Genomic DNA, 11,965 nt, shown 5'->3' on the forward strand with positions numbered 1-11,965 from the left:
CCATGCGCGCCATCGTCATGACGATTCCCGCCCTTCTCACCCTTACTTTCGCGGCAAGCGCGCAGGACGAGGAGGCACAGACCTGTCCGGACGCCGTCAGTACCGTCGACATCGTGGAGTGTCTCGGCGAACTTTACGAAGATGAGGACGCCAGGCTCAACGCCGCCTATCGCGCCGCGATCGAGCCTCTGGAAGGAGAACGGCGGACGCAACTCCGCGACGCGCAGCGCGCCTGGGTCGCGTTTCGCGACGCCAACTGCCTGTTCTACCGCTCTGGAGAAGGGACCATCGCAGCCATCGAAGGCAATTCCTGCATGGTCGATGTGACCCGCACGCGGGCGGACGAACTCGAAGGGCTGAGCCGGGACTAGGCGGCGAGGTTCGACCCCGACGATCAACCGACTGGAGGACAGGAACATGCCCGATCAACAAACCCGAAGCGAAACTCTTCTGAACACCGAAGAAAGCGAGCCGCTCGTCGAGATGCTGTTTCGTAACGGGACACTGACCGTCGTCGGCATCCTGCTTTCGTTTTCACTGACCTTCATTACCCAGTGGGCTCACAACCCACTGCCATGGGGTTTGGTCGACATTCCGGCAGTCGCGCTGCTCGTTGCCGGAATTGTCGGTCAGGCCTACGCCCTCGTGATCTTTCTCGGGCACGATTCGCTGCGCCGCCAAATCTACGACAAGGGAAGCAGATGGTTCATCGTCGGCCTTTGCCTGACGGCGGCCGGAGTGGTTGCAGGCGTGGTGGCCGATTTCGTGGAGATCGTCACCTAAGCCCCGCGGGCTCATCGCAGACCTTCCGCTCGCTCCTTCAACGCCAAATTCATCGCCTCGAAATTCGCCCGGAAGCTTTCGGGGTCGATGAACAGCAAGAGCGCGCCGGTAAAATTCTCGCCATGGGTGAGATGTGTCGCGCCATTGCGTTCCTCGAGCAGGAAATAATGCTCGCCGTCGAAGATGCGGGGGATGAATAATCGGCCGAGCCAGCGCAATTCGCGCTCCGGTTCGACGGTCAGAACGAGAGGGCGGAACACCATCTGGCGGCCGGGCTCCGGTTGCAGCGTGTTTTGCAACGTTGCGCCGGGTGTCAATTCACCATCCATGCGCACGATGAACGGGTTCCATTCAGGATAGCGCACGCCGTCGGCAAGCACGTTCCACACATCGGCCGGCGCGGCGTCGATGGAAATTTCGGTCACGACCCTGTGGTTGGGAGCGAAGACCATTGCGACGACGATCACGAGAAAGATGCTCAACGCACCGTAAAGAACATATCGCATGGCAACCCCGAATCCTTGAGCGCGCAAGATAGCCGCCGAGACGGGATGCCAGAAGTGCAAGCTGGCACTTTGTTGTGCGTGTGTGCGTCCGGCACGTCGCGGTGCGCGGCGAAACCGTCTAGAATTTCATCATGACCATCCGCCAGCTTTCCGAAACCATCGTCAACCAGATCGCCGCCGGCGAGGTCATCGAGCGGCCCGCCAGCGTCGTCAAGGAACTGGTCGAAAACGCGCTCGATGCGGGCGCGCGGCGCATCGAGATCGCGACGGCGGGCGGCGGTCTGCAACTTATCCGCGTTACTGACGACGGCACGGGCATGGACGCGGCCGACATCGCCCTTGCCATCGGCCGGCATTGCACGTCGAAGCTGTCCGACGACATTCACGACATCCGCTCGCTCGGATTTCGCGGCGAGGCGCTGCCCTCGATCGGATCGATCGCCAGGCTGACGATCCGTTCGAGAACGCGCGAAAGTGACGGTGCGGAAATTACCGTCAAGGGCGGGCGCGTTTCGCCGGTGCGGCCAGCGGCGGCCAATCCCGGCACGGTCGTCGAAGTGCGCGACCTCTTCTTCGCCACGCCCGCGCGGCTGAAATTCATGAAGAGCGAACGAGCCGAGACGACGGCCATTTCCGACATGATCAAGCGCATCGCGGTCGCCTTCCCGCATGTGCGCTTCACGCTGTCGGGCCCCGACCGCACCACGCTCGACCTTGCCGCATGCACACCCGACGGCTCCGGCCGGCTCGAACGCGTCGCGCAGGTCATGGGCCGCGAGTTTTCCGACAACGCGCTTTCGATCCTTGCCGAACGCACCGACGTGCGGCTCACCGGCCATGCTTCGATCCCGTCCTTCACGCGCGCGAACGCGCTCCAGCAATATGTCTATGTCAACGGCCGGCCGGTGCGCGACAAGATGCTCACCGGCGCGATTCGCGGCGCTTATGCCGATGTGCTGCCGCGTGATCGGCACGCGGTGACGGCGCTGTTCATCGACATCGAGCCGGCGCGGGTGGACGTCAACGTCCACCCGGCGAAGGCCGATGTGCGGTTCCGCGATCCCGGACTGGTGCGCGGGCTGATGGTCGGTGCGATCAAGCAGGCGCTCGGCACGGCGGGCATCCGGGCCTCGACCGATGCTGCGGCGTCCGTGGCGCATATGTTCCGCGCACCTTCGGCGCCCGCCTTCGACACCGCGACCTCGCCGCATGCGCCGCTCGACATGGGGTTCGGCGAGCGCATGCAGCCGGCATTCTCGAACGTGGCCGCCTCGGTCGATCCGCGTCCGGGACTTGCCGAACCGTCGCGCGAAGCCCTGTCGCAGCCGCTCGGCGCGGCGCGCGCGCAGGTCCACGAGAACTACATCATCGCGCAGACCGACCGGTCGCTGATCATCGTCGACCAGCATGCCGCCCATGAACGCCTCGTCTACGAGGCGCTGAAGACGGCGCTGCACTCCAAGCCGCTCGCGGCGCAGATGCTGCTCCTGCCCGAAATCGTCGATCTGTCCGAAGACGACGCCGACCGGCTCGTCGCCCATGCCGAGACGCTCGCCCGCTTCGGCCTCGGCATCGAGCGGTTCGGTCCCGGCGCAGTCTGCGTGCGCGAGACGCCGGCCATGCTTGGTGAAATGGATGTGCAGCAGCTCGTCCGCGACCTTGCCGACGAGATCGCCGACCACGACACTGTCGAAACGCTGACGGCGCGGCTGCACCACATCGCGGCGACCATGGCGTGCCATGGTTCGGTACGCTCCGGCCGCCGGCTCAAGCCCGACGAGATGAACGCGCTGTTGCGGCAGATGGAGGCAACGCCCGGCTCGGCCACCTGCAATCACGGCCGGCCGACCTATGTGGAACTCAAGCTGGACGACATCGAACGGCTTTTCGGTCGCAGATGACGCATCGGACCGAAAGTGTTTCCCGATTTTCGGATAGTCCGATGCGCAAATCGAGACCTTGATTTTCAAGCGCATTTGTGGCGGAACCGTCTGGAACGAAGGCAATGCTCCATGAACCGTTTCGAAGGCCCCGGCGGCAAGGAAGCCCGCATCCGTTATCTCGACGGCGATTTCCAGGTGATGACGCCGGGATCGTTCGTGCGCTGCGCCGTGACCGCTGAGGCGATCCCGCTCGACGAACTCAAATACTGGAGCGTCGCTCGGCAGGAGCCTTATGCGAATGCCGAGATTTCGCTCAATCGAGAGCTGCAGGAAAATCCCGACTTGCGGGCACGCGCGAAGGGGTGAACGGCGTCAAAGCGCAAGCTGGTTGATGTTGCGCATGACCGAGCCGGCGAGGCCTGGATTCCTGTGACGAGCACAGGAATGACGGTAGTTCTGATAGCTTGCGCGATAGAAGAGTCCTGGGTGGCGGTTAAAGCATCTACCTAACGGCCGTCATTCCTGTGATCGTCACAGGAATCCATGCCTTTCCGGTTGGTTCCGGCGCAGAAATTCAAACGTCGCGCTTACCCTTCGACCTGCCCTACCCCTTCCAGCCGTCGGCGTCGCCACGCCTTCAGCGTTTCCTCGATAATGGCTGCAGGCGTCGTCGCCACCTCGAACACCACGTCGATCTCGACCGTTTCGGTCCGTTCATGGAGCGCTTCGAGATCATGGGAGCCATGCGTCAGGCGGATCGCGTCCTTCGTCGTGGTGACGAGGACGAGGTCGTTTTTTTCGGCAAGCGCCATCAGGTCGCGCGCTTCATCGGCGCTGTAGAAATGATGGTCGGGAAAGTTGCGCGCCATCGCCACTTCGCCGCCGAGTTCAACCAGCGTCCGGTGGAATTTCTGCGGATTGCCGATGCCGGCAAACGCCAGGCACCGGCGGCCGCGAAGATTTTCGTTCGCGAGCGGGCGCATATGTGCACGATAGACCGCCCGTCCGGCGCGGGCCGCATGGCGGATGACGGTCGCGGACGCATCGCCAGTGCCCATTTCCAGAAGCGCACTCGCATGGCGCATCTGGTCCACCAGCGACGCACGCATCGGCCCGCCGGGAATCGTGTGTCCATTGCCGATGCCGCGCTCGGCATCGATGACGATCAACGCGTAGTCGATATGAATCTGCGCGCTCTGGAACCCGTCATCCATGATGACGAAATCGCACCCCTCGCCCAGAAGGAGCTTTACGCCTTCGGCGCGCTTTGCCGAGACGGCGGTCGGCGCATGGGCGGCCAGAAGCATGGGCTCGTCGCCGACATAGCGCGCGCCGTCATGATGCAGATTGACCAGATGCGCGCCCGACACCGACCCGCCATGGCCTCGCGACAGAAAGCCGGGCTTGAGGCTCATCGTCTTCGCGGCCTTCGCAAAGGCGATCGCGACCGGCGTCTTGCCGGTGCCGCCCACCGTCAGATTGCCGACGCACAAAACCGGAATGTCGATGCGTTTGCGCGGCGCGGTCCGGAGACGGTGACGCGCCGCAACGCCGTAGAGCGCCGAGGCCGGCCAGAGCGACCAGGCGCGCCAGTCGGCCTTCTGCCACCAGAAAGGAGGCGCCTCGGAGACCATCAGTCGAGCCCGCTCGACCTGCTACCGCCGGTCAGCCGCGCCTTGACGACCAGCGGCGTGATGAACGGATCGAGCGCGGCGAGCGTCTTCGTCAGCGCGCCGCGCATGTCGGCCACGGCGTTCGCGCCGGCCGCGATCATGCCGTTGCGCGCTTCGTGGTTGGATAAAAGATAGTTCACGGCCCCGGCAAGCATGTCCTGATCGCGCACGAGCTTCGCGCCGCCCGCCTGAATGAGGGTCTGATAGGCATCACGGAAGTTCTGGACGTTCATGCCCGACAGGACGGCCGTATCGAGCATCGCGGGTTCGATCGGGTTCTGCCCGCCCTGTCCGCTCAGGGAACGACCGACGAAGGCGATCTCCGTCAGGCGAAGATAAAGCCCCATCTCGCCGATCGTGTCGCCGAGATAGATGTCGGTGTCGGTGTCGGGCATCTCGCCTTTCGAACGAAGCGCGACCTTCAACCCCTTCGCCGTCAGCAATTCGGCGATTGCTTCGGCGCGATCGGGGTGGCGTGGAACGAGGATCGTCATGATCGACGCATGCCGCTTCTTCAGCGCCAGATGCACGTTACCGGCGATTTCTTCCTCGCCCTCATGCGTGGAGACGGCGGCCCAGGTCGAACGCGCGGCGAACGATGCCTTCAGCGTCTCGAACGCGGGAAGATCGACAGGCGGCGGCGGCGTGTCGACCTTGAGATTTCCCGAAACGGTAACCGGCCGCGCGCCAAGCGCAAGAAAGCGTTCGCCGTCGGTCTCCGATTGCGCAACGACGTGGGCGAGGTTTTCGAACAGCGCTTCGGCCAGATGCGGTCGTTTCTGCCAGGCCGCGAAAGACCGGTCCGACAGCCGCCCGTTGACGAGCACCTGCGGCACGCGCCGCGCGCCCAGTTCAAGGATCGTCATCGGCCAGATTTCCGATTCGGCCATGATGGCGAGATCCGGCATCCAGTGGTTGAGGAAGCGGTCGACGGCGGGTTTCAGGTCGAGCGGAACATATTGATGGATGATCCGGTCGCCCAATCGTTCGGCGGCAACGCCGGCCGACGTCACCGTGCCGGTCGTCAGGACGACGTGGATGCCGTCCGCGACGATCTTCTTGATCAGCGGCACGACCGCGAGCGTCTCTCCGACGCTTGCCGCATGGACCCAGACCAGCGGGCCATCCGGCCGTTCGGCCTTGGTGACGCCGTAGCGCTCGCGCCGACGCTTGCGGTCTTCCTTACCGCGGCTGGCGCGGTACGCGACATAGCCGCCGATGAACGGATAGACGGTGGCTCCCGCCAGCCGGTAGGTCGTCAGGATCGCACGGGCCCAGCGCTGGCTCATCTTGCGTCTCCCAACAGCCGGTAGGCACGCGCGGTGGTGGCGTTGAGCCCAGCCGTTACGTCGCGGCGCATCTTCTCCATCGCCTCGTCGTCACCGTCCAAGACCGCGATGGGGTCGCCGAAAGCAATCGCGGCCCGGCCGAACGGCAGGTTGATGGCCGTCCTGTCCCAGCTTTTTTCCAGAACCTTGCGCCGGCTCGTCGCGATGGCGGCAGGGAGGATGGGCCGGCCGGAAATGCGCGCCAAAGTGACGATGCCGAGGCCAGCCTGGCGCGGGGTGCCGTGCGGGACATCCGCGATCATGGCGACGTTGCGCCCCTGATCGAGCAGACGCTTCATCTGGATCAGCGCGCGCGCACCGCCTTTTTCCGCGACATGGCCCTCGCGCCCTCCCGAGCCGCGAACGATGCCGAAGCCGAGCTTTTCGGCAACCAGAGCATTGAGTTCGGCATCGCGGCTCCTGGAAAAAAGCGCCACCACGTCGAGTTCGTCGGGCAGGTAGGCCGGGGCCAGAAGATGCTGGCCATGCCACAACGCGACGATCAACGGCTGCTGCGGGAGGATCACGGTAGCCGGATCCTCGGAGCCGGGCACGAGCCTGTTCGTCGCCCTGACGGCGCGAAGCAGCATCGCGATCGTGCCGGCAACCGCGGACTTGACCGCGCGCGATTCGGCCAGCGGCCCACGCACCTTCTTCCAGAGCATTTTCAGCGGCCTGCGGCGCGGGTCGGCCCTGTCCATTTCGGCGATGGTCTTATTCCCCATTGGAACGCGCGATATCACCGTTGCCTTGGCATCATCTGCGGAACCGCCCGTTCAGCTCGGATCGAGCAGGCGGTGCAGATGCACGATGAAATAACGCATATGCGCGTTGTCCACCGTCTCCTGCGCCTTGGCGCGCCATGCGGCCTCGGCTGACTTGTAGTCCGGGAAGATGCCGACCACGTCGAGATCGTCGAGATCCTTGAACTGGATGCCCTTGAGCGTCGTCAGTTCGCCGCCGAACACGAGATGAAGGAGTTGCTTGCTGTCTTCAGCCATCGGAAAATCGCTTCTGATCGTCTTGAATGAAATGGGTGCCCGGACATGCCGGGCGTGGCACTGCTTTAAATCAGTTCGCGGAAATTGGGAACCGGGCTACCAGTCCGGATGGCGCGCCTCGTCCACCATGGCGCGCAACAAGGCTCCACTTCCGGCGACAAGCGTTCCATGGCGCGGATCGTCGCCCGCGTAAAGCGGGCTGATGCCGTCCGGCGTCAGCACCTCGCCGCCGGCCTGCCGCAGGATCAGATCGGCCGCTGCAAGGTCCCAATCGTGCGAATTCGGCTTGATGAAGGTGGCGTCGATCTCGCCATCGGCGACCATGGCGATGCGATAGGCGAGCGAGGGAATATAGGGCACCTTCACCGTCTCGCCGATGCCCGGCAGAGCCGTGCGCGTCATGGTCTTGGGTCCGGCGACGATGGGCCGCCCGCCCGATTTTCGCACCGATACCGCGCTGCCGTTCTTCAGCGCCGGGCTTCCCTGCACGGCCTCGAATATCTCGCCCTTGACCGGAACATCGAGCACGCCGGCGATCGGACGTCCGTCCTCGACGATGGCGACCGAAACGCACCACATATGCTGTCCGCCGATGAAGGCGCGCGTGCCGTCGATGGGATCGACGACGAAGGTGCGCCTCGCCGACAGGCGCGAGGTGTCGGCAACCGTCTCCTCCGACAGCCAGCCATAATCGGGACGGGCCGCGAGCAGCGCATCGCGCAGAAATGTGTCCACCGCGATGTCGGCTTCGGAGACCGGCGACTGGCCGGTCTTCATCCATACGTCGGGCGTCTTTCCGAAATAGCGCATCGCGATCAGCCCCGCCTCGCGCGCGGCCTCGCGGATCAGGGCCAGTTCGGTGTCGAGTTCATTCGCCGGCAAGGGTCATCCCTTCGATCAGAAGCGTCGGCGCGGTGGTGCCGAAATTGCGGTCGACGTCATTTGCCGGCACCATATTCATGAACATGGTCTTCAGGTTGGACGCGATGGTCACTTCGGAGACGGGATGGACGAGTTCGCCGTTCTCGATCCAGAAACCCGAAGCGCCGCGACTGTATTCGCCCGTCACCATGTTCACGCCCTGTCCGAAGACCTCGGTGACGTAGAAGCCGGATTTCAGGCTGCCGATCAAATCCTGCGGGCTGGCGGTGCCGGGTTCGACGGCAAGGTTCGTCGAGGTCGGATTGATCGACGAACCCGACCGCGAACCGCGTCCGTTGGTGACGAATCCGAGCTCGCGCGCCGCCGATGTCGACAGGAACCAGTGCTTCAGGACACCGGCCTCGACCATGGTCAGGGGTTCGCCCTCCACGCCTTCGCCGTCGAAGGGCCGCGAGGCGGGGCCGCGCACGCGCAGCGGATCGTCGGTGACGGTGATTGCGGCGGATGCGACCTGCTGGCTCATCTTGTCGCGCAGGAAACTCGTCTTGCGCGCGACCGACGCGCCGTTGATCGCACCTGCCAGATGCCCCGCGATGCCCCGCGCGACGCGCGGGTCAAAGACCACGTCGACCGGTCCCGTCCTGGCCTTGCGCGCGCCGATCCGGCGCACTGCGCGCTCACCGGCGCGCCGGCCGATCGCATCGGGCGCTTCGAGATCGGAAAAATGCAGGCGCGAGGAAAAATCGTAATCACGCTCCATGCCGGTTCCCTCCCCGGCGATGACACTGACCGCGCGCGAAAAACGCGTCGCCATGTAGGAGCCGAAAAAGCCTTCGGATGTCGCCAGGACCAGACCGCCCATGCCTGCACTGGCCGAACCGCCGCCGGAATTCGTCACCCCGGTCACCGCGCGTGCGGCGTCTTCCGTTTCCAGCGCGTCTTCGGTAAGGCGCGCGGCATCGATTTCGGTTTCATCATAGAGATTGAGATCGCGGATCGTCGCGGCGATGCGATCCCTGTCGGCGAGGCCCTGCACCGGGTCTTCCGGCGACACCTTCGCCATCGCGACCGCGCGGGCAGCCAGTTCGTCCACATTCGCACCGGCAGCCGCAGACACGCTCGCCACGCGCTTGCCGACGAATACGCGCAACGAGATATCGTCGCTTTCGGCCGCTTCCGTACCTTCGACCTTGCCAAGACGGACCGACACGTCCTTCGAGCGCGAGCGAACCGCGACCGCATCGGACGCATCCGCGCCCGCGCGCTTTGCCGCTTCGACCAGTCCGGAGACGAGGTCTGCAAGCTTCGCGGTCTCGATCTGGTTCATGGAATTGTCCCGGTTGGTCGAAGGTCATGGCGACAGAGGCGCCTGCCCCATCTATTGTCCGTATCCGCCATGTGCAATGGCGAACCGAGGGTGGCACCCGGCAAAGCCGGGGGGCGCAACGATGAAAAGACCGCAAGGAAGATCGAATTTGATGGTTTTCCACCTCGCCCTCCCCATTCAGGACAGGCTCGAATTCCAGAGCTTCGCCTCCATGGACGAGGTATTCGGACATTGACGGATACGCGGGCCGACGAACCGAAACCGCTCGACCGCAAGCCGGTAGAACAGGGCAAGTTCGTCACCGGCTCGACCATGCGTCATGTCGTGACGATGACGGCGACCGGCTCCATCGGGCTGATCGCCGTCTTCTTCGTCGACGCGCTCAACCTCTTCTACATTTCCATGCTCGGCGTGCAGGAACTCGCCGCGGCTATCGGTTTCGCCTCGACGCTGATGTTCTTCATGATCTCGGTGTCGATCGGCTTCACCATCGCCACATCGGCCGTCGTCTCGAGAGCGCTCGGACGCGGCGACAGGGAGGAAGCCGCGCGCATGGGCGGTGCGTCCATCGTCTATATGGCGATCACGACCATCGCGATGACGGCGCTGATCTGGCCGTTCATCGATCCTCTCGTCGGACTGTTGGGTGCGCGTGGGCAAACGCGCGAACTGTCCACCCGTTTCATGCAGATCGTGCTGCCCTCGATGCCGATGGTCGCCGTCGGCATGGCAACGACCGGCATCATGCGCGGCGTAGGCGACGCGCGACGCGCCATGTACGTCACGCTGGCCGGGGGTATCGCCGCCGCGATTCTCGACCCGATCTTCATCTTCGGGTTCGGTCTCGGGCTCGACGGCGCGGCGATTTCCACCATCCTGTCGCGCGCGATCCTGCTCGGTGTCGGCCTTTACGGCGCTCATAAGGTGCATCGCCTGATGAAGATGCCGGACCTGTCGGGCTTCAAGGCCGCGCTGCGCCCCTTCTTCGGCATCGGCGTCCCCGCGCTCCTGACGCAGATCGCCACCCCCGTCGGCAACACCTATGTCACGATCGAGATGGCCGCGTTCGGCGACGAAGCGGTCGCCGGCTGGGCGATCATCGGCCGTCTCCTGCCGGTCGCCTTCGGCGTGATCTTCGCCCTGTCGGGCGCTGTCGGCCCGATCCTCGGCCAGAATTACGGCGCGCGGCGCTATGACAGGCTCAACGACACGCTGCGCGACGCGCTGATCTTCACCACACTCTACGTGACCGCGGTCTGGGCGTTGCTGGCGATCTTTTCCGGCCAGATCGCGGCGCTCTTCGGTGCGACGGGCGAAGCGCGAGAACTCGTCGTCTTCTTCTGCCTCTTCGCCGCCGGCTCGTTCCTGTTCAACGGCGCGCTGTTCGTCGCCAATTCGGCGTTCAACAATCTGGGCTATCCGACCTATTCGACGGTTCTCAACTGGGGCCGCTCGACGCTCGGCGTCATTCCCTTCGTGTGGCTCGGCGCACATTATTACGGGGCAAAGGGCGTGATCGCGGGATGGGGCTTGGGCGCGGTTTTCTTCGGCATCGCGGCAGCCATCATCGCGTTCCGCACCGTGCGCGGCATCGGCCCGCGGATGCTGGCGCAAGAGCCCCTGCCCGCGCCGCCGCCAGCCGCCAACTCGGCCTTTTCGACCGGCAAAGCGTCTACGCTCCAGTGATTTTCTTCTCGTGCGCCTCGACCGCCTTTTCGATCGCATGCTTCAACTCGTCGCGGATCGATTGGGTCACCTGCATCACCTGTTCCATCTTCATGAAATCGAGCACGCGGAATTCGGAAACCGGCGGGCGGATCAATATCTGTGGCTGGCAGCGCGTCAGGTTGAGCGCGATGATCGACTGCATCATGATCTGACTCGCGCCGAACAGGAGATCGACGGAGTCGGGATGCTTCGTCGCCTGCTGCGACGGATAGCCGACGACATCGACGGCAATCACGATGTCCGCCTGGTTTTGCAGAAGATCGAACGGCACCGGATCGTAAAAGCCGCCGTCGATCAGCAGCTTGCCCTCACGCTGTACCGGTCGGAAGATCGCCGGCAATGCCGAGGACGCAGCAAGCGCCGACGGCAGATCGCCCGTATCCAGAACGGCCAGATCATGCGCGAAGAAGTCCGTTCCCGTCACTTTCAGCGGTATCTGCAACTGCTCGAACGTTTCGGGAATTTCGCTCGGCAGGAAGGATCGCAGGATGCGCTCCAGATTGAACTGGCCGAGCCGGACGCCGCCTTGCATCATTTCGGAGAAGGACTGCGGACGCGCACGCCACAACCGGCTGACGACCTCGGCGCGGCGGCCCAGCACGAGACGGGCGAATTCGCGGATGTCGTGGCCGGGCATGCCGGCCGCCATTCCCGCTCCCATGATCGCGCCGATCGAGGAGCCGGCGATCATTTTCGGCCGGATGCCCAGTTCGTCCAGCGTCTCGATGACGTGGATATGCGACAGGCCCCGCGCGCCGCCACCGCCAAGCGCAAGCGCAAAGGTCGGACCGGCGGGAGCGGGTTCGCGCCGCGCCGCTTCACTTTCGATCAAGGTCGGCACGACCGCTTCCATT

At 64.4% G+C, this 11,965-nt stretch carries 13 protein-coding genes; 5 read left to right on the top strand and 8 right to left on the bottom strand.

Going from position 1 to position 11,965, the window contains the following annotated elements; genetic code table 11:
* The first annotated feature begins 2 nt into the window (after nt 1-2).
* Both GTW25_RS01375 and GTW25_RS01380 read left to right on the top strand, forming a co-directional pair.
* Entirely contained in the window at nt 3-371 is a 369-nt protein-coding gene (locus tag GTW25_RS01375) for a lysozyme inhibitor LprI family protein (RefSeq protein WP_252910190.1), read from the top strand.
* Nucleotides 372-417: 46 nt separating this feature from the next.
* Nucleotides 418-783 carry a hypothetical protein gene (locus tag GTW25_RS01380; RefSeq protein ID WP_252910191.1) on the top strand — a complete coding sequence of 122 codons (366 nt, stop codon included), beginning with the start codon at nt 418-420 and terminating at the stop codon, nt 781-783.
* Between the two features lie 11 nt (nt 784-794).
* Here the strand turns inward: GTW25_RS01380 and GTW25_RS01385 are convergent, their stop codons facing one another.
* A complete protein-coding gene (locus GTW25_RS01385; protein ID WP_252910192.1) occupies nt 795-1,289 on the bottom strand; it encodes an SRPBCC domain-containing protein in 495 nt (164 codons plus the stop codon).
* A gap of 131 nt (nt 1,290-1,420) precedes the next feature.
* Here GTW25_RS01385 and mutL point away from each other — a divergent pair, with 131 nt between their 5' ends.
* Together mutL and GTW25_RS01395 are read left to right on the top strand one after the other, a co-directional pair.
* On the top strand, nt 1,421-3,190 hold the full coding sequence (gene mutL / locus GTW25_RS01390) for a DNA mismatch repair endonuclease MutL (protein ID WP_252910193.1): 1,770 nt from the start codon (nt 1,421-1,423) through the stop codon (nt 3,188-3,190).
* Between the two features lie 111 nt (nt 3,191-3,301).
* Nucleotides 3,302-3,538 (top strand): DUF2093 domain-containing protein, encoded by a 237-nt coding sequence (locus GTW25_RS01395; RefSeq protein WP_252910194.1) that lies wholly within the window; start codon nt 3,302-3,304, stop codon nt 3,536-3,538.
* Between the two features lie 221 nt (nt 3,539-3,759).
* Here GTW25_RS01395 and lpxK read toward each other — a convergent pair whose 3' ends face one another.
* From lpxK to GTW25_RS01425, 6 genes are all read right to left on the bottom strand, one after another.
* Nucleotides 3,760-4,806: a tetraacyldisaccharide 4'-kinase gene (gene lpxK, locus GTW25_RS01400; protein WP_252910195.1), complete on the bottom strand. Its 1,047-nt coding sequence runs from the start codon at nt 4,804-4,806 to the stop codon at nt 3,760-3,762.
* Nucleotides 4,806-6,134, bottom strand: coding sequence for a lipid IV(A) 3-deoxy-D-manno-octulosonic acid transferase (waaA, locus tag GTW25_RS01405; protein WP_252910196.1), 1,329 nt, complete (start codon nt 6,132-6,134; stop codon nt 4,806-4,808). Before waaA ends, lpxK begins: the two co-directional genes overlap by 1 nt.
* Entirely contained in the window at nt 6,131-6,898 is a 768-nt protein-coding gene (locus GTW25_RS01410; RefSeq protein WP_252910197.1) for a lysophospholipid acyltransferase family protein, read from the bottom strand. The genes waaA and GTW25_RS01410 overlap by 4 nt, the downstream gene beginning before the upstream one ends.
* Before the next feature lie 51 nt (nt 6,899-6,949).
* On the bottom strand, nt 6,950-7,174 hold the full coding sequence (locus GTW25_RS01415; protein ID WP_252910198.1) for a DUF4170 domain-containing protein: 225 nt from the start codon (nt 7,172-7,174) through the stop codon (nt 6,950-6,952).
* Nucleotides 7,175-7,270: 96 nt separating this feature from the next.
* Nucleotides 7,271-8,056, bottom strand: coding sequence for a 3'(2'),5'-bisphosphate nucleotidase CysQ (locus GTW25_RS01420; protein ID WP_252910199.1), 786 nt, complete (start codon nt 8,054-8,056; stop codon nt 7,271-7,273).
* Nucleotides 8,043-9,383 (bottom strand): TldD/PmbA family protein, encoded by a 1,341-nt coding sequence (locus GTW25_RS01425; RefSeq protein ID WP_252910200.1) that lies wholly within the window; start codon nt 9,381-9,383, stop codon nt 8,043-8,045. Before GTW25_RS01425 ends, GTW25_RS01420 begins: the two co-directional genes overlap by 14 nt.
* A 231-nt stretch (nt 9,384-9,614) precedes the next feature.
* On the opposite strand from GTW25_RS01425, the gene GTW25_RS01430 reads away from it, so the two are divergent.
* Nucleotides 9,615-11,069, top strand: a complete 1,455-nt coding sequence (locus GTW25_RS01430) for an MATE family efflux transporter (protein WP_308206217.1) — start codon at nt 9,615-9,617, stop codon at nt 11,067-11,069.
* On the opposite strand, the gene GTW25_RS01435 is transcribed toward GTW25_RS01430, so the two are convergent.
* Nucleotides 11,056-11,952: a patatin-like phospholipase family protein gene (locus GTW25_RS01435; RefSeq protein WP_252910201.1), complete on the bottom strand. Its 897-nt coding sequence runs from the start codon at nt 11,950-11,952 to the stop codon at nt 11,056-11,058. The genes GTW25_RS01430 and GTW25_RS01435 overlap by 14 nt on opposite strands.
* Nucleotides 11,953-11,965 lie beyond the last annotated feature (13 nt).

Origin of the sequence: Aliihoeflea aestuarii, assembly GCF_024105665.1 — a bacterium.
Classification (GTDB): Bacteria; Pseudomonadota; Alphaproteobacteria; order Rhizobiales; family Rhizobiaceae; genus Aliihoeflea; species Aliihoeflea aestuarii.